14 protein-coding genes and 1 riboswitch are annotated in these 17,694 nt (G+C 41.3%); of the genes, 6 read left to right on the top strand and 8 right to left on the bottom strand.

Annotation, left to right across the window (positions count from 1 at the left end; translation table 11 throughout):
* Positions 1-77: 77 nt before the first annotated feature.
* Together QT327_RS06730 and QT327_RS06735 are read left to right on the top strand one after the other, a co-directional pair.
* Positions 78-500: a nuclear transport factor 2 family protein gene (locus QT327_RS06730; protein ID WP_130858019.1), complete on the top strand. Its 423-nt coding sequence runs from the start codon at positions 78-80 to the stop codon at positions 498-500.
* 112 nt (positions 501-612) lie between these two features.
* On the top strand, positions 613-1,227 hold the full coding sequence (locus QT327_RS06735) for a suppressor of fused domain protein (protein ID WP_130858018.1): 615 nt from the start codon (positions 613-615) through the stop codon (positions 1,225-1,227).
* A gap of 36 nt (positions 1,228-1,263) precedes the next feature.
* On the opposite strand, the gene QT327_RS06740 is transcribed toward QT327_RS06735, so the two are convergent.
* From QT327_RS06740 to QT327_RS06750, 3 genes are all read right to left on the bottom strand, one after another.
* Positions 1,264-1,557 carry a DNA-directed RNA polymerase subunit alpha C-terminal domain-containing protein gene (locus QT327_RS06740; protein WP_130858017.1) on the bottom strand — a complete coding sequence of 98 codons (294 nt, stop codon included), beginning with the start codon at positions 1,555-1,557 and terminating at the stop codon, positions 1,264-1,266.
* 21 nt (positions 1,558-1,578) lie between these two features.
* Entirely contained in the window at positions 1,579-1,992 is a 414-nt protein-coding gene (locus tag QT327_RS06745; RefSeq protein ID WP_130858016.1) for a DUF6157 family protein, read from the bottom strand.
* 150 nt (positions 1,993-2,142) lie between these two features.
* Complete coding sequence (locus QT327_RS06750; protein ID WP_130858015.1) at positions 2,143-3,822, bottom strand: GMC oxidoreductase; 1,680 nt, start codon at positions 3,820-3,822, stop codon at positions 2,143-2,145.
* 628 nt (positions 3,823-4,450) lie between these two features.
* Here QT327_RS06750 and QT327_RS06755 point away from each other — a divergent pair.
* The 3 genes from QT327_RS06755 to QT327_RS06765 all read left to right on the top strand — a co-directional run bounded on the left by QT327_RS06755 (position 4,451) and on the right by QT327_RS06765 (position 9,595).
* A complete protein-coding gene (locus tag QT327_RS06755; protein WP_130858014.1) occupies positions 4,451-5,674 on the top strand; it encodes a metallophosphoesterase in 1,224 nt (407 codons plus the stop codon).
* Positions 5,675-5,847: 173 nt separating this feature from the next.
* Positions 5,848-8,127, top strand: a complete 2,280-nt coding sequence (locus QT327_RS06760) for a GH92 family glycosyl hydrolase (RefSeq protein ID WP_130858013.1) — start codon at positions 5,848-5,850, stop codon at positions 8,125-8,127.
* A gap of 47 nt (positions 8,128-8,174) precedes the next feature.
* Positions 8,175-8,240: riboswitch (Fluoride riboswitch) on the top strand.
* A 71-nt stretch (positions 8,241-8,311) separates the two neighbouring features.
* Positions 8,312-9,595, top strand: coding sequence for a voltage-gated chloride channel family protein (locus QT327_RS06765; RefSeq protein WP_149106258.1), 1,284 nt, complete (start codon positions 8,312-8,314; stop codon positions 9,593-9,595).
* Between the two features lie 4 nt (positions 9,596-9,599).
* Here the strand turns inward: QT327_RS06765 and QT327_RS06770 are convergent, their stop codons facing one another.
* The 4 genes from QT327_RS06770 to QT327_RS06785 form a co-directional block, all read right to left on the bottom strand.
* A complete protein-coding gene (locus QT327_RS06770; RefSeq protein ID WP_013663496.1) occupies positions 9,600-10,445 on the bottom strand; it encodes an alpha/beta hydrolase in 846 nt (281 codons plus the stop codon).
* Between the two features lie 84 nt (positions 10,446-10,529).
* The gene (locus QT327_RS06775) at positions 10,530-11,855 is read right to left on the bottom strand and encodes a PepSY-associated TM helix domain-containing protein (protein ID WP_130858011.1); all 1,326 of its coding nucleotides are present in this window, start codon (positions 11,853-11,855) and stop codon (positions 10,530-10,532) included.
* 72 nt (positions 11,856-11,927) lie between these two features.
* Complete coding sequence (locus QT327_RS06780) at positions 11,928-13,199, bottom strand: DUF4374 domain-containing protein (protein ID WP_289552395.1); 1,272 nt, start codon at positions 13,197-13,199, stop codon at positions 11,928-11,930.
* Between the two features lie 24 nt (positions 13,200-13,223).
* Positions 13,224-15,608 carry a TonB-dependent receptor gene (locus tag QT327_RS06785; protein WP_289552396.1) on the bottom strand — a complete coding sequence of 795 codons (2,385 nt, stop codon included), beginning with the start codon at positions 15,606-15,608 and terminating at the stop codon, positions 13,224-13,226.
* A gap of 160 nt (positions 15,609-15,768) precedes the next feature.
* Between QT327_RS06785 and QT327_RS06790 the strand changes: the two genes are divergently transcribed.
* Entirely contained in the window at positions 15,769-16,812 is a 1,044-nt protein-coding gene (locus QT327_RS06790) for a helix-turn-helix transcriptional regulator (protein WP_130858008.1), read from the top strand.
* A gap of 24 nt (positions 16,813-16,836) precedes the next feature.
* On the opposite strand, the gene QT327_RS06795 is transcribed toward QT327_RS06790, so the two are convergent.
* A complete protein-coding gene (locus QT327_RS06795) occupies positions 16,837-17,616 on the bottom strand; it encodes a DUF4197 domain-containing protein (protein WP_289552397.1) in 780 nt (259 codons plus the stop codon).
* Positions 17,617-17,694 lie beyond the last annotated feature (78 nt).

A 17,694-nucleotide genomic window follows, 5' to 3' on the forward strand; every position in this document is an offset into this window, starting at 1 on the left:
GCATAGCTCCTTAAATACGATTATTTATTTTGTAAAGCGTTATTGGAAGGAAACGGGACCCTTTAATTGATACAGCCATGGATAAAATTGAAGCATTGAATATCGTGAAAAACATTTATACCGAAGCTGACCGGACCGGCAATATGCTGCCGATATTTAATAGTTTGGCAGAAGATGTAATCTTCCACTCCACCATTCCGGAAGGCACACCCATAAGCGGAATTTTCAAAGGCAAACAGAATGTCATTAATTTCTATAAGAATCTGCTGCCTTCAGTAGCTATTTTCCAAAAATTGACCCCTTCCGTTTTCGTTATGCGAGATGACAGGGTAATTGTCGTGGGAGAAAACATCTTCACGCTTGTCAAATCCGGTGAGACCTATCACAGGCCTTATGTCAATATTATTAGTTTGGTTGATCGCCTCATCACGTCGATTATCTTAATTCAAGATTTCTCGGGATTTAACAAGCTTTATCAGAAAGAGATAAAACGCTGTTAATTTTTATCGACCGGACGGACCCAAATAGCTTATTATAGATTTCTGGCGAGAAAGCGGTTTCTTCGTTTTGCTTTTTGTAGAAAATATTATTTCTTTACACTACGAAAAACACATGTCAGATTACCCTATACATAATCAAATGCTTCCCAGTCAAGATAACGTTCAGCTAGCGCATGCTGTAGCTGCAGCCATTGGCATTGATCCACAGGTTTATGCTTACTACGATGACAATAGAGAAAATAGTCTCCATATCCTAAACTGCATCGACCCAATGGATCCAAAAAGTAAGATTTACTGTACGATAGGCTTATCAGATTACCCCAATGAAATAGAAATGATCAAGGGCGTGTTAAAAAACATCCCAATTGAATTGATGATAGCAGGTAACGAAAGTAGCGATAAATGGGCAAATATATTATCGACGGCAGGCTTCTTCGTTACCAAGAACAAGTGGACTTGTCAACCCGGCACCGTGTTTAAGAACATGATTGATATGTACCATAAGGGCACCCATTTAAAACATTTGCTTTTTGTGGAGCCGGTGATGTGGCAAGAAAAGCTTGAGCAAATGAAACTCTCCAACAAAAAGGTTCATTTCTTATTGCTAATCCCCATTTCAGATGCCGAATGTAAATATCGGGAGAAACATGGTTTCGATGCGCTTGAAAGCATCTTTATGGAAAAAGAAATCGATATTACCAATCTCAATAGGCTATCCGTTTTATAATTATTTTACCGGGGATATGTTGGCAACAACGGCCTTCTATTTTCGAAAAGCCAGCCCTTTCTCTTCGAGCTTTTGTTTAAGTTTCGGGATCGATCCAGGTCCCATACCATGCAGGCTAAGAATTTCCTTTTCACTAAAGCTTGCCAATTTACGCAAGGTTGTAATGCCTTGGTTTTCCAAGGCCCTTCGGGCAGGTGCAGCAATTGCAGCAAGAAAATCTTCGGTTACCGCGCGTTGCTGTTCGCATAGGGGACATACGGGGCAATCGCTACTTTTATAATACTGATGTCCTTGGTCGCAGGTACGAAGTGTTTTGCTTTGTTTAACCATAATCTACTATTGATGAACAAACTACACTCTTTTCGAACGCATTGCTTTTACTATTTTTAATTGCTTATCCTTGCAGAAATAAGCATAGTCGTCCGAGTCGACACCATACAAAGTCACCTTTCCTTCTTCGTTACTATGAATGCCCCATCCATAGCGCTTTGCTAAAGGAGAAGATCGCAAGCAGGCCTGTCCCTTGGAAAAAAAATCCGCTCTCGCAGCAGTCAGATCGCCTTTTAAATCATTCTTCCAGACAAAACATTGGAACAAGATATCATCAGAGGTGTATTGATAAGGATGTTTCATAATCAGATCAAACTGCATGTTGGCAATCGTTTTGCCGGATTTTTTCTCCGGAGGAATTTCGCCCTTTTTTGCAGTACAATCATCCGCTACTTCAATGAATGTATTTTTGTAATTTGTGGTATGTGTTTTCATTTATTAATTACGATACCATTGCTTAGGAACGCCCAATATTAGCGGAAATAGACAATACCCCCACCTACCATCAGATGATTCTCTTTCTCCTTCCTGTTTGCATCACTAAGGTAGCAAAAAGGAAGGGAATTACAATGGATGGATGAACGCCTAAAGGTTCCCTTTCTTCAACTCTTCTACAGCAAAAGCAGCCGCTCTCGCCGTCATGGCCATATAAGTAAGCGAGGGATTAACGCAACCCGAGGAAGTCATGGCAGCGCCATCTGTTACAAAAACATTAGGTGCATCCCAAACTTGGTTATGAGCGTTTAACACGGAGGTCTTGGGATCTCGTCCCATACGGGCCGTACCCATTTCATGAATGCCTTGTCCCATGGCAAATACACTACGGTATCCCGTTACTTCTTTAACCCCCGCAGCTTCGAGCATCTCTTTTCCTTCTTTTATAATATCATCAATCATCAATTTTTCATTCTCTTTAATTTCTGCATCGATTGCCAAAACCGGTAAACCCCATTTATCTTTCCGATTTTTATCGATATATACCCTGTTCTCGTGATAAGGTAAAATCTCACCAAAACCGGTAAGGCCAATCGACCAAACTCCCGGTTCGCATAATTCTTCCTTCAGCCCCGCCCCAATACTCAATTCAGCTATAGATCGTTGCCATGCATCCCGACCTGCTCCACCTTGGTAACCATATCCTCTAATAAATGAACGTTTATCATCACCGATATTCTGAAAACGCGGTATGTACACGCCATTTGCTCGTCTGCCATAGACATATTTATCCTCATAGCCTTCTACAATCCCTCTAGCTCCGTTACCTAGTGTATGATCCATTACGTTATGCCCTAATTCCCCCGAACTGCTACCCAATCCGCCTTCCCAGATATCCGTCGCAGAGTTCATTAATACCCAAGCGGAGTTAAGTGCCGATGCATTTACGAAAATGACTTTAGCGAAATACTCATAAGTCTGTCCGTTTTCGGCATCTAGAATCCGAACACCTTTGGCTTTTTTCAATTCCTTATCATATAGGATCTCCATGACAATCGACCACGGCCGAACGGTTAAATTACCCGTCTTGACCGCCGCAGGTAAAGTAGACGACTGTGTACTAAAATAGCCTCCAAAATTACATCCGTTGCTACATTGGTTTTGGTATTGACAGTTAATCCTTCCGGGCAGCGGTTTCGTGATGTTGGCAACTCGACCGATAATCATCGCGCGCTTATCGCTATAGTGCTTTTTAATACGAGCTGCTACATCCTTCTCTACAACATTCAGTTCCATCGGTGGCAAAAATTCGCCATCGGGTAAAATAGAAATCCCATCACGATTACCGCTTATACCGGCAAAGCGTTCCACATAACTGTACCAAGGAGCGAGGTCTTTATAACGGATGGGCCAGTCGACCGCAATCCCATCGCGAAGATTAGCTGTAAAGTCTACATCGCTCAGACGATAGCTCTGCCGTCCCCATATCAATGATTTTCCTCCTACCTGATATCCCCTAACCCAATCAAAACGTTTGACTTCTACATAAGGATTATCAATTTCATTGACTAAAAAATTGACATTACCTTCCGTCATAGGCCAATAACGAGCCTGTATAGGATGCTCATGAAGCATTTTTTGACTTCTATTATTACGGTATGGGTAATCCCATATATCCTTTGCCGCAAAGCCATAATCCTTTACATGCTCTACATTCCGGCCACGTTCCAACATCAGCGTTTTTAATCCGCTCTCTGTAAGTTCTTTAGCGGCCCAACCACCGCTAATGCCTGACCCAATAACAATGGCATCATAATTTTTCTCTGTCATATATGTGTTTTTAGTATCCGACGATCATAACGAAATCTTTTACAAACAGCAGTGCCAACGTTGGCTTTACCGAACATCTCAATTAACTGATTGTTGTGTGAAAGACTCGCATAAATATTTTATATTGGTTTATTAAACAGACCTTGTCATTATCCAAACATAAATAATTCCTCGCTAAAGCGCAAATAGGAAGTAATTTATTTCATTCAGTATAAGCTTCATGATACTATTTACATGGAGAGAAAACAATTTAACGAAAACACCATATAACGACAAAATCCATCGTTTTTTCGTAAATTTGTGATACCCTTCTCCTCCTAAACATTCTCAGTAAATTTTTGGCCTTGCATTCCACGTCAAATCCACGTGAAATCCACCTTTAGTCCACGTTAGATCCACCTGTCATTCGGTATCCCTTTGGTGTATACCCGTGTTTCCTTGCTTTTCTATAGAGCGTACATAGCACGGATAGCGCACGAATATCACAGGAATGGAAAACGAATAGAACACGACTGGAAATAAATGAATGTAAGGCTAATTTCATTTATAGCTGTACTCATAAAAATTTCTTAACACATGCTACAACATTTTCCTACCTTGTACGTCTAATGCATTAAAAACTATAGGAATGTTCAGTAGAATATTATTTATTATACCAATTTGGTTGATTTTAGATTTTTACTTTTTTCAATCGCTAAAGTCAGTTACGCAAAATCTATCAAGTGCCACTCGAAATGGAGTTCATTGGGCTTATTGGCTGTTTGATCTTGTGTTGATTTTAATCGTACTCTTTTTAATATTTATAAACCCAAAACTGCTACCGGCCAAATACATCTTTGTACTCGTCGGTTTTGTTTTACTTAGCTTGGTTCCCAAGTTATTAGTACTTCCTTTCCTCCTCTTGGAGGATATCACTCGTTTAGGAAGCTATGCATGGAATTTCAAGAACAACATCCCTTATCCCGAAAGAAGAAAATTCATTGGTCAAATTATACTTGGCGTTAGCGCCGTCCCTTTCCTTGCCATCATTTACGGGATGTCTCGAGGTAAATATCAATATAAAGTGCATCATCATACCTTATATTTCGAAGATTTACCCGAGGCCTTTGATAACTTTACCATTACACAACTATCCGATATACATTGTGGCAGCTTCACGGATCACGCCTCGGTTAAAAGAGGAATAGAACTAGCAAATGAGCAGAAAAGCGACTTATTGGTTTTCACCGGTGATTTGGTAAACAATGAGTCCATCGAATTGGATGAATGGCAAAGTTTATTTGCCCGATTAAATGCTCCCTTTGGTGTCTATTCCATATTAGGTAATCACGACTACGGCGACTATACCGAATGGCCTTCTCCGGATGCAAAGGCAGCCAATTTGAACCGATTAAAGACCATGCAAAAAGAAATGGGTTTCCGTTTATTGCTTGATGAACATGTCAAATTGGAGAAAAATGGTCAATTCATCAACTTGGTTGGTGTACAAAACTGGGGTAAGAATTTCGCGCGCTATGGCAATCTCGAAAAAGCGATGTCTACCGTAGATCGTGATAGCTTCACGGTCGTATTATCACATGATCCTACTCATTGGGAAGCTGAAATTTTACGGCACCCCATGCCGGTTCATCTAACCTTAGCGGGCCATACACACGGCATGCAATTCGGCATCGAAATTCCCGGTTTCAGGTGGAGCGCTGTTAAATATATTTACAATCAATGGGCAGGCCTATATAATAAAGGAAAGCAATATATTAACGTAAATCGCGGATTTGGTTTTATAGGCTTTTCAGGAAGAGTAGGTATTTGGCCTGAAATCAGCGTCATTACCTTAAAGAAAAGAACAGTTTAAGCCGCTACACTTTCAAAGTGACCTCGATTACACAAATCCGCGCGCTAAGTTTCAAGTTAGGTGGTGGTGGATAACTACCGGTATAAAATGTAAGGTAAAAAATTCTTAAGAAAGCTAAAACGATTTAATTATATTTGAAACCGATAGAAATAGCTATAACCAAAAAAACCGTCATGAAACTAAAAACAGTTACCTTACTTCTTTTATGCTCTTCATCGGGCCTAGCAGCAGAAAAACAACTGGCTGACTATGTCAATACTTTACAAGGGACTAATTCCAAGCATGAGCTTACTCGAGGGAATACCTATCCAACAACAGCATTGCCATTTGGTATGCATACTTGGACGCCACAAACCGGAAAAAATGGAGACGGTTGGAAATACCAGTATTTTAAGAAAACCTTAAGAGGCTTTCAACAAGCGCACCAATGCAGTTCATGGACAAATGATTATGCTGTATTTTCTTTTTTTCCAACGATTGACAGTCTACAGGTAGACGAAGAAAAGCGAGCGACGGGATTTTCACATGAAAATGAAATTGCCAAGCCCTATTACTATCAGGTAAAAATGGATAATCATATCCAAACAGAAATGGCTCCAACCGAGAGAGGCGCGCATTTGCGCTTTTCGTTCCCAAAGGGACATAAGGCGTTTCTAGTGCTTGATGGTTATACGGGTTATAGCTTGGTTAAAATTCTACCCAAAGAAAGGAAAATCATTGGCTATGTACATAATGGTCGCGGATTTAAAGAGGGTTTTAAAAGCTTCTTTGTGGCCGAGTTTGATCAGCCGTTTCTTGATTATGGTACGTGGGAGAACAGGAAAAACACGACCGATGCACGGACTTTGGAAGCAGAAGGCGATGGAAAAGGTGCTTATTTGGTGTTCAAATCAGGTGCAACTGTACAAGTTAAAGTGGCCTCTTCTTATATCAGTCAAGAGCAGGCTGAACTTAATTTAGACAGAGAACTGGGAGATGATAAAAAGCTGGAAGTAACCAAAAATCGTGCGGCTACTGTCTGGAATAAACATTTGGGAAGAATTAAGGTGGAAGGAGGCAGTGAAGAAGACAAAGCTACCTTTTATAGCTGCTTCTTCAGAGCAAGTCTTTTTTCCCGTCAGTATTTTGAGTATGATAAGGATGGTAAACCTTATTATTTCAGTCCGTATGATGGAAAAGTGTATCCGGGCCATATGTTTACGGATACCGGTTTTTGGGACACGTTTAGGGCACAATTCCCTTTAAATGCGCTTCTCTATCCAACAATGCATGGCCAGTATATGCAGGCGCTACTTGCCGCTTACGAACAGTGTGGTTGGCTACCCTCCTGGTCTTTTCCCAGTGAAGCAGGAAGTATGATCGGCAATCATGCCATTTCGCTACTAGCCGATGCTTGGGCTAAGGGTATTCGTACATTTGACCCTAAAAAAGCACTGGAGGCTTATTTACATGAGGCTACTAACAAGGGACCATGGGGGCCAGCCAATGGCAGGGATGGCTGGAAGGAATATTACCAGTTGGGTTATGTCCCCTATCCGGAGGTAAGAGAAGCTACTGCCAAAACGTTGGAATACGCTTATGATGACTTCTGTGGTTACCAACTTGCAAAAATGACCAATCAACCCTTTTACGCGGACATTTTTAAACGGCAAATGTTTAACTATCGGAACGTCTACGACTCCAAAACCCGATTTATGCGCGGAAGAGATAAAAATGGTAACTGGAACAACAATTTTGATCCCGCCGAATGGGGTGGTCCTTTTACTGAAGGAAACGCCTGGCACTGGGTTTGGTCGGTTTTCCATGACACAGAAGGACTGATTAAACTCTTAGGTGGAGATGCCAACTTTATTGCTAAATTAGACTCCGTATTTACGGAACCGAACCGCGTGAATGTAGGCACTTATGGCGGCTTGATTCACGAGATGACCGAAATGGTAATGGCGAATATGGGACAATATGCTCACGGCAATCAACCGATTCAGCATATGGTATATCTATACAATTACGCGGGTCAGCCCTGGAAAGCGCAGTATCATGCACGGGAAGTTATGCGCAGGCTATATAACAGCACAGAAAACGGCTATCCTGGTGATGAGGATCAAGGACAGACCTCATCGTGGTATGTATTAAGCGCCCTCGGTTTCTACAGCGTTTGTCCCGGAACTGATCAATATGTCCTGGGAAGCCCGGCATTTAATAAAATCACCATTAGTTTAGAAAATGGGAAAGAATTCATTATTCAGGCGGATAAAAATAACGCAGACAACGTATACATACAAAAGGCCTCTTTAAACGGGCAGGACTATTCGAAAAATTACCTCACCTATTCAGCTATAAACAATGGAGGCATCTTAGTATTGGAAATGGGTGCAAATCCAGATAAGGAAAGAGGTGTTCGTGAAGAAGATAGACCGTTTTCTGTTAGCAACTCATTTATCGAAATGGAATAAAAAAGAGAGGTTTCACTGATTGTTAAATACCGTATATTTTGCTATTTTTGCGAAACGGAAATGATGCCTTCCGACTGAACCGCCTTAAAAAAGCTGATGGCGTCTACTAAAATAAAAGGAATGCGATAGACACTTATATGCGGTCTATTAGAGCCTATTTTGTAGACACATAGCTTTGTATACCATGATAGATAAAATTTTCTTGCTTGAACAGGTTCGCGTTTTGAAAAATCTACTGCGGTGGACCCTTATTATCCTCCCTGTGTCTATCGCGATAGGGAGCATGGTTGCCCTGTTTCTTTGGTTGCTTCATCTTTGCATCCATTTTCGTTTCGAGCATCCTTGGTTACTTTATTTCCTCCCCCTAGCAGGTTTGCTTATCCATTTTGCTTATAAACTGTACGGAAAAAATGCCGAACGGGGTAATAATTTAATTATCGACGAAATTCACGAACCGGGAGGAGGTATTCCGAAACGTATGGCACCTTTGGTTTTATTGAGCACAGTTGTTACCCACCTCTTCGGAGGGTCTGCCGGCAGAGAGGGTACGGCTGTACAAATTGGAGGAAGTATTGCGCAAGCCTTTAGCAAATGGTTTGGTTTAAACGACAAAGAAACTGGTATTCTATTGACCGCTGGTGTAGCTGCAGGTTTTGGTGCCGTATTTGGTACACCACTAACCGGTGCCATCTTTGCGCTCGAAGTGTTAACCATCGGACGCATTCAATACCAAGCCGTTTTTCCCTGCTTAGTGGCAAGCCTTATCGGCGACCTTACCGTTTCGGCATGGCAGGTCCATCATACGAGTTACCGGATCGATGCAATTGATATTCCAAATTATTTTGACGCCTATTTCTCGTTGAACCCTTTGCTGTTAATAAAAGTTGTAATCGCCTCAATTGCCTTTGGCTTAGCCAGTTTATTATTTGCGCAAATGGTCCATAGGATGAAGCATCTTTTCCTTAGCGTTTTTTCTAAAACATGGATTGTGCCTATGGTGGGTGGGCTAACGATCATTCTCTTAACATTTATTTTAGGTAAACCCGATTATTTGAGCTTAGGTGTTGATGCGGAATATAATGGCGCGATTACCATCCCATCCGCTTTCCAAGCTGGCGGGGCTGATACCTGGAGTTGGCTGTGGAAAACCATTTATACCAGCGTCACCCTAAGCAGCGGCTTTAAAGGTGGCGAAGTGACACCGCTATTCTATATTGGAGCAACCTTGGGAAATACCTTATCAACGTTATTAGATGCACCCGTCAGTCTTTTTGCTGCCTTAGGTTTTCTGGCCGTTTTTGCCGGTGCCACCAATACTCCCCTAGCTTGTACTATTATGGGCGTTGAGCTGTTCGGAGGAGAATATGTACTCTACTTCGCCATCGCTTGTTATACGGCTTATTTTTTCAGTGGACATAATGGAATCTATAGTGCACAAAAAATTGGCATAAAGAAATTAGACGCTTAAGAGACTAGGGCTGATAGTTATCCTGATAAAGGAAGCGTAAACCATAAAATAGTGCGGGTAACACTACACTCCCATGGTTCTCTTCATCAAAACGCCTATAATGCCATCGTAAGGTTGGTTGTGTCGTTTCTTTGAGCATATCAGGCAATGACAAGCGTTTTTCATGGTTTGGATTTATGTTTTTTTCCATTCCGGCGCTGGCGACGAATAAACCAACGTGATCAAATTGCGATCTTTGCAGAATCTCCTTTGCTTCTGTCAACAATTTGGAATCATCCCACCATAAACTTGGATCGATAGCTAAATAATCGGAAAATAATTGGGTGTGTTTTAGAAAGATATTGATGGTTGTTAACCCGCCAAAAGAATGGCCGATGAGCACGCGTCTTTTGCTCGTACGAAATTGGCTATCCACCAAGGGAAGCAGTTCTTTTTCAAGAAAGGAGACAAAGCGTTCTCCACCACCGCTATTTGTTAAAGTGGCATGTCCACGCTCGCTAACTGCCGGTGTGGGCGTCAAGTCCCGGGTACGATCGGTATTTTCAATCCCAACAATAATGGCATCGGGTTTACGGCTACGGCCTCCGCGATGTAAGGCGGCCTGTACTCCGGTTACGGTTAAAAAATTCAGTTCGGCATCCAACACGTAAATTACGGGATAATGATGATTGATTGCGCGTTTATCGTGGTAGTTTTCCGGCAAATGAATCCAAATAGATCGTTCTTCTTTCAATTGCCGGGAAACAATTTTATTCTTTTTCCCAACAATTAAAAGACTATCGTTCTCCTTTGCCTGCAAATCCATCATAAAGAAAAAAAACACAAATAATGTATGTATGGTATATTTCATTCTACAACAACTTTAAATATGTTCTGTTTGTTCCAGACAGCATATAATAGTCGTTTAGGCTCCCCTCCTTTCCATCACTCCGATCTATTCTTCTATTTCTATGCGCATATCACGAACACGCGTCTTAAATTCAACTGGTTGGTCAAGGTTCTTTTTCGCGCTTGTCTTTTTTGATTTCTTTTTAAGCTTATTGATCCAAATAATCGTACCGGTTACAGGCAAACTGGTAGCTATTAAGCAACCGATAAAATAAAGAATTTTGGAAAAAGTGCCGTAGATATCTCCAAGATGCAAAGGTTTAATGGAAGCAACGATGCGTTCGTTCAGTGGTTTATCACCAAATCGATCGACTTTAATTAATTCACCGCTATATTGATCAATCACTACTTTATCCGTCGCAGCAGGCGCAAAAAAACCGGTTTTGTTCTTATAAACTACAGCCGAAGCAGCCTCATCTGCCGGTAAGCTAATCCGAACGTCTCCTTTATAGGAGAGTTGCGCATTAGCCAAAGCTATATAATCCGCTATTTCCAAAGACCGCTGGTTTTGCCCCTTAAGCTCGGATCCCGGGAATTTTTCATTCCTTCCACCGAAAACCTTTGCACCCATTACATTGCTTACCCCATCACGATACCATTCAAAAGACCAGCAAAGGCCCGTCAATGCCATAATGGTTAACAGGATAAATGAATAGAAACCTAAGGTATTGTGCAAATCGTGATTAAATCGTTTCCAATTGGAAGTTTTAATGGTAAATCCCGGTTTCCACATTTTCCATTTTTTCATCTGCTTCCATTTAGCAGGAGCCCATAAGACCAATCCGGAAATTTCGAGTATCAGAAAAACCAACGTAGCAACTCCAACAATCATTTTACCAACTCCTCCCTCAATGAGTAACCAGCGATGCGCTTGCATCATTATCAAAAAGAATTGGGATGATGCATGTTGTGTTGTCCCCTGTATTTCGCCGGTGTAAGGGTTCACGAGATAGTTGGTACCTCTATTGCGGCCATGTCCACCGGCCTTGCCCTCGCCACTTTTACCTTCTTTTCTGTCCTGCCTAGGCTTTTTCGCTAATTCTTTTTTTATTTTGACCGGTTGAGTTGCAAAGGTCCAGGCTTCTTGCGGATTGTTCGGTATGGTCACGGCTGTAACACGCGACTTGGTTTCCCTCGAAATCTGTGCAATCAACTGATCTACCGGGATCAGTTGTTGCCCGGCCTTCGGTACGACGTGGTAAACCTCCCTATTCAAAAAGCGGGTTATTTCATCCTTGAAGGTATAAATCGTACCCGTAAGACATACTATAAACAGTATCAATCCACTAGCGATACCCAACCATAAATGAATATCACCAATAAATTTTCGCAGGGTGTATTTTTTCTGTACAGTCCTTTGTTTAGCAATCATAGCTCAATGGTTAAGGTAAAAGTGATCTCCGGTATTCGTTTTCAACGAATACCGGAGATGTCGACAAAGCTATTAAAGTGTTAATTTTGTTACCGAATTGACAGATTCTGCCTGTATTACTAGACCAGCCGTTGCGCTGGCTGTCGTTGGATCAATCACATAAATTGTAGGAGCCGTTGTATCGGTTGTCACCGGAAAATACAACTTGCCTCCATCGGCAAAAGGAAGACCTGTGGCTGTTATTTGATCTTTCGATGGGAAACCATTGGTTAACCAGGTGAAGGATCGATCTCCCATTTTTACGATCGCATATTGCGTTGCAGGCGTATTGGTATCGTATTGAACACTATTGTAGAATTCGAGTAAATAGTAATCCTCTGTAATATACCATACGTTTCTAAAGCGATAACCACCGGACTTTTCTTGGATATTGAAATAATAATCCTGATCAAATGTTTCGGCACCCCGATTAATGCGTAAAGCGCCAGCCGGTTTGGTTGTTGTACCATCATAAGAACCGGAGAACACATATACATTCCCCTCTCCATCTTTGGCTATTTGTGAATAGTATTGGGATTTAAATCTTCCGGAACTGTAACTTAAACGATCATCCCGATAAATTCGCTTTACATTCAAATCGGCATCCAACGCCGCCACCCAAACGCTGTCCGGGAAGTTTACCTTGCCAGTGCTACTTCCTCCACCTGAACCTTCTTCTTTCAGCCCCGAAGCTACTACCCCTGTTAAGAACTCACCGTTTCCTAAATCAACAATGCCCGAAAAAGTGGCTATATCTCCATTTCCTGTAAAATTGGTTGTATTGATGGATTTTTGGGTGAGTTGACTGCGATTGTTCATATCGATAAAGTTGAAAGTAGAACCAATACTACCATCATCTAAAGTCTGTCCACTTACGCCTGTTAACACATAATGGTCATATGTCCCATAAGTAGTAAACCGCGAATTAATCAAAAATTCATTCCCAACAGGTGCCAAGGAACCATCCGATGCTAAACCATAGGTAACGCCAACGCCCGGATTCCCCTGCGCATAATAAAGACCAACGGTGGCCTTTGTACCATAATTTACCCAAGTGGTATAAGTCGTGAGCAGCTCCACACCATTACCTGTAGTAGTAATGGTATCACTATGGTTGGTTAAATCATCCGCTGTTAACAAATAGGTCGCTGTACCGGTTGTAGCAGCAATAAAATACTTTTGGCCATTAAAATCACCGCCCCCGGTATCGGGACCATCACTTTTACTGCAAGCTGTAAGGCCAAACACCGCCAGACCAAGCAACCAACTATTTTTTTTAAAGGTGTTGAATTGAATCATGTTCATGAAAATTGAGTGTATATATTTCTATTAATGTCTTTTTACTAAGAAATAGCGCAACTTGAGCGCAAAACTTCTGCCCGGTTTCTGTAAGCTATAGTTATCATAAAGCATTTCATTGGTGAAATTGCGTGCTTCAAATGCGATATTGTAGCGTCCGTTCTTCATCATATAGCTCATATTAAAGTCGTGCGAAAGTTGTTGAGGTAGTTCGAGCTTCGTATTACGATCGCCCTGGCTTTCCCAATGCAGGTAAAACTGGCCAATGAAGTTTAGGCTGTAGCCTAAGGAAAGCACATTACCCTTGCCGCAAAAATCACGAATAAAATAAGCAGCGTCAGCATTTCCAAAGAAATAAGGCACATTCGGTACCCGATCGTCATAAACATTACTTAGCTGTGTGCTATTTTCGGAAACCAATTGTTCTTTATTGCGCATATTCTGATAGGTTACATTTCCGCCAAGCGAAAAAATGTCTCGATAATAATAACGAAGCTCGGTGTCTACACCAACGTTACGCACTTTGCCGTGGTTGCTGTAAGCCGCCCCTCCCAAGCGCTGATCAATTAACCGACGGATATAATCATTAATATCCCGATAATAACCTGCTACATCTACATACAGATTATGATCACTCGTGAGTTGCTTATTGAACGTCAAACCCAGATTATAGTTATACGAATTCTCTGCCCGTAACGAAGCATTTCCCGTCTCCAGCACCCCATCGCCAAACAACTCGTTCTCGGTAGGCAAGCGGTAGGCTTTTTCCCAGGACACTTTCAACTGCAAGTGTTTATGTAAAAAATAAGTACTGGCAATACCGTATCCGGTAGTATGATAAGCTTTATCAAAACGAGCGTAAGAAGAAGTACCTGAAGTCCTGGAGGTATCAACCGGCCCGGTAATGTTTTGGGTGTAATGCTTCATAAAAACTGAGGTTACCCATCTGCGTTTATAACTAAAGCGGTAAGAAGCACCAAAGATATTTTTTCGGTTCTCCCTTTTAATCGTATCGGCTGCCGATATCGGATCAAGAATAGCCACCTCATCTGTGTTTTGCCTTTTATAACCAGCTATTACATCGCTAACCGAAAAGGAGTGCATCTCATTGATGCGATAACTTAAATTGGCCGTAGCCGAGGCATTTTTGTTACGGAACTCGCCTAGTGTATGCACACCCGACTCTCCTTTTGAAGATTTTGCCCACGAGTTGCCCAACCAATTATATTGACGAGCAGCGGTATCTATATTTCGATTGTAATTACTGTTGTAATTTGCTGTCAAGCGTAGGTTCAACCCGTCAACAAACAGATCTTTTTTCTCATAGGTCAAAGATGGCAGTATGGTCGATGCCCTTCGCTCCTTTTGTCCATAGACAATTTTCATAATATTGGCATGCTGGATATCCGCGTGCTCCTGCCCTAATGTTAAACCCAACAATAAGCGATCGGCCCAGGGTTTCTTCACAAAGCCGATCTTCGCCATAATGGTTTCATTATGATAGGTATCATGAAAGCGGCGTACCCATTGGTCCTCTTGGTTACCGTTGGGATATTGCACCGTCGTAAAAACCCGATAATCGTTATCCGAGTAATTCTGAAAAGCATTCAGTTGGAATGTGAGGCCTTTAGGTGTGGTATGCCCTAAACTAATATTCGATTTATGTGTATTAAAAGAGCCGTAGGAATAGGACGCATCTAAATAGCTGTTTGCACTTTGATTGGTGACAATGTTAATGACACCGCCCATAGCATCTGCTCCAAATTCAATCGGCACTACCCCTTTATACACCTCAATACGATCGGCAATATTAACGGGAATATTATTCAATTGAAAAGCAGAGCCAAAACCCTCCATCGGCACACCGTCCATAAACAGCTTCACGTGTCGCCCGGTGAATCCATTGAGGAAAACCGACATATTGGAGCCGGTACCGCCGGTTTCTCGTATTTTAACCCCCGAAGCCCTATCTAACATATGACCTAAATCGAGGGTTGAATTATATAAAGACTTCGCATCTAGTGCCACCACGTTGTAAGGAGTTTCTCGCACTTCTTTGATGGCTGATTTTCCAATAACCTCCACTTCGTTGAGTGCCATCCGCGCATCAGGTTTTAAGGTAAAAGATAGATTTTGTTGTTTTCCTTTTCCAACGTGAATTTTGATCGATTGCGTTTCATAGCCTAAAGCCGAACAGGTGATCTCATAATCGCCCGGATATAGATGCAAAAAATATGAGCCATCTTCGCTTGTTATGGTATCGAATTTGGTATGCTTTACATAAATACCGGCCTGCGCTATGGGTCGACCGTTTTTATCTTTTACATGGCCCGACAAGAGAGCACTTGGCTCTTGTGCTCGTGCCGCTTGGAAAAAGAAGAAAAAAAACGAAAGGTAAAATAAAAATCTTTTCACGTATATCCTTAATCTTTGATTTGGTTGAGCATCTTTACCATTTCATATTCCTGTATCGGAATTGGTATTTAGACTTATTTTAAATAATTTCGCTCAAAAATAGAAAGGTCGTAAGAGATTGGATGACGGAAAACGGAATAAAAATAGCGCAAAAAGAATTATGTATATTTATTCTAAATTAATAGAGTCAGAAACCGTAGTTTGTGATATAAGGCTGGATAATGCTTACAATCAGGAAGAGTTAGTAACAGAAAGCCAAGTCAATGAAACAAGTGAACGCGCCGATATCCAAAGTAAATCTCGCTACAGCTCAGGCTTCCTGATGCTGGAAACCTATTTTTCGATTCGGAAAAAAGTTACTGATCAATTTATTGTTGAGGGTGAGCATATTCAACTTAGCTTCTTCTTGAACGGGAAATCGCGCATGATGGAGCCTTTACAAGACTCCTCGTGCGACCTTGATATAGGGATAATGCGAAGGAACTATTTTAAAGACTATCATCGCAACTTTGACATGCGGGGAGGGAATGAGGTTAATTATGTCGCCATTTACCTATCGAGCGACTTTTTTCGCAAACTCGTAGAAAAAGAACACTGGGCGGCTAAAGATTCCCTCGTCCAACGTGTGTTGAAAAGGGATGAAAGCGGTTCGAATGACGAAATTTGTGCCATTAGCCTCCCGGTTCTGAAAATATTGCAAGAGTTGTTTCGATCAACTTATGACGGTTTACATCAACGTTATTTTATAGAGCTAAAACTGAAAGAGCTTTTATTTCTATCCTACGTAGAACATACTCAACTGGATACTACTTATAAAGGATTAGAAAACACGTTATATACAACGCTTGAAAAAGTCAAGGCATACCTAACCACACATTTCGACAATCCGCCTACTATCAAACAACTTTCCCGGATGTTCTCGTTGAACGAGCTTAAATTGAAGCAGGGTTTCAAAAATCTATATGGGACAACCATTTACGCTTATGTCATCCATTTACGTATGCAACAAGCTGAAAAAATGCTACTCGAAGATTATTCTGTAAATGAGATGTCCTCCATATTGGGCTACCGCAGCGTATCCCATTTTATCAGTACCTATAAAAAGCATTTTGGATATACGCCAAAACAAGCACTGAAAAGAATTTCACAGTCGCTCCCCCTGTTTGTTGCCTTCTTAAACGGTTGTTTAGACCATAGTTTATAGGCTTGCAAAGAAGCAGAAAATGGGTTAATCCAGTGCACCAAACACCTTCTTCAACAAGGACGTACTTCTGAACGCCGCATTATCGCGCACACCTTTTTCCTTTTCGGCAACCATTTTAAATACACCATTAAGCGTTTCTTCCGTTACATACTGATTCAAATCAGGGGTAACATTTTGTTTAGTGATGCTGTTATATTTGGTAATGATTTGATTCCATACTTTATCGGCACCCACCTTTCCTAACGAATTTTCAACCTTTGGTTCAAACGCCTGGTACAATTGTGCAGATGTTTTTCCCTTTAAATAGCTGGTGGCCGCCGTATCCGTACCTAAAAGAATCTTCTTTGCATCATCAAAAGTCATGGATGTAATCGCATTAGCAAAAATAGGCACGCCTTCAGTCACGGCATCTTCGGCCGCTCTATTCAATAGTTTAATTCCCTGATCAGCCAAGCTTCCCATACCCATCATTCGTAAAGTGGATTCTACTTTTTGTAGTTTTTCAGGTAGTAAAATCTTTACCAGATTATTCTTATAAAAACCATCTTCCGCTCCTAATTTTTTTATACCTTCTTCGACACCTATATTAAGCGCTTGCTTTAATGCACCCGAAACATCAGTGCTACTTAGTTTCTCCACCGCGCTATTATTGCTGCTCGTTGATTTATTCGTGGTGCTACTATCCGCATTTTTCTGCTGCTCTACTGCCTTTTTAACTTTGTCAAAAATGCTTTGGGCCTGTAGATTAGATGAAACCGCTAAACTGATTATTAAGAGTAGTAAAACACGGCTGACTTTCTTCATTCCTTTTGTAATTATGTATTTCCTTAAATATGGCTTAAATATAAGAAAGTTCTTCACCGAATTTTAATATATTGCTTC

The organism is Olivibacter sp. 47 (genome assembly GCF_030372825.1).
GTDB classification, from domain to species: Bacteria; Bacteroidota; Bacteroidia; order Sphingobacteriales; family Sphingobacteriaceae; genus Olivibacter; species Olivibacter oleidegradans.

What these genes read in the sequence shown, in the direction of transcription:
- QT327_RS06755 (WP_130858014.1), top strand. Translation starts at nt 4,451, where the DNA reads ATGTTCAGTAGAATATTATTTATTATACCAATTTGGTTGATTTTAGAT.
- QT327_RS06790 (WP_130858008.1), top strand. Translation starts at nt 15,769, where the DNA reads ATGTATATTTATTCTAAATTAATAGAGTCAGAAACCGTAGTTTGTGAT.
- QT327_RS06765 (WP_149106258.1), top strand. Translation starts at nt 8,312, where the DNA reads ATGATAGATAAAATTTTCTTGCTTGAACAGGTTCGCGTTTTGAAAAAT.
- QT327_RS06795 (WP_289552397.1), bottom strand. Translation starts at nt 17,616, where the DNA reads ATGAAGAAAGTCAGCCGTGTTTTACTACTCTTAATAATCAGTTTAGCG.
- QT327_RS06735 (WP_130858018.1), top strand. Translation starts at nt 613, where the DNA reads ATGTCAGATTACCCTATACATAATCAAATGCTTCCCAGTCAAGATAAC.
- QT327_RS06770 (WP_013663496.1), bottom strand. Translation starts at nt 10,445, where the DNA reads ATGAAATATACCATACATACATTATTTGTGTTTTTTTTCTTTATGATG.
- QT327_RS06760 (WP_130858013.1), top strand. Translation starts at nt 5,848, where the DNA reads ATGAAACTAAAAACAGTTACCTTACTTCTTTTATGCTCTTCATCGGGC.
- QT327_RS06745 (WP_130858016.1), bottom strand. Translation starts at nt 1,992, where the DNA reads ATGAAAACACATACCACAAATTACAAAAATACATTCATTGAAGTAGCG.
- QT327_RS06780 (WP_289552395.1), bottom strand. Translation starts at nt 13,199, where the DNA reads ATGAACATGATTCAATTCAACACCTTTAAAAAAAATAGTTGGTTGCTT.
- QT327_RS06775 (WP_130858011.1), bottom strand. Translation starts at nt 11,855, where the DNA reads ATGATTGCTAAACAAAGGACTGTACAGAAAAAATACACCCTGCGAAAA.
- QT327_RS06740 (WP_130858017.1), bottom strand. Translation starts at nt 1,557, where the DNA reads ATGGTTAAACAAAGCAAAACACTTCGTACCTGCGACCAAGGACATCAG.
- QT327_RS06750 (WP_130858015.1), bottom strand. Translation starts at nt 3,822, where the DNA reads ATGACAGAGAAAAATTATGATGCCATTGTTATTGGGTCAGGCATTAGC.
- QT327_RS06730 (WP_130858019.1), top strand. Translation starts at nt 78, where the DNA reads ATGGATAAAATTGAAGCATTGAATATCGTGAAAAACATTTATACCGAA.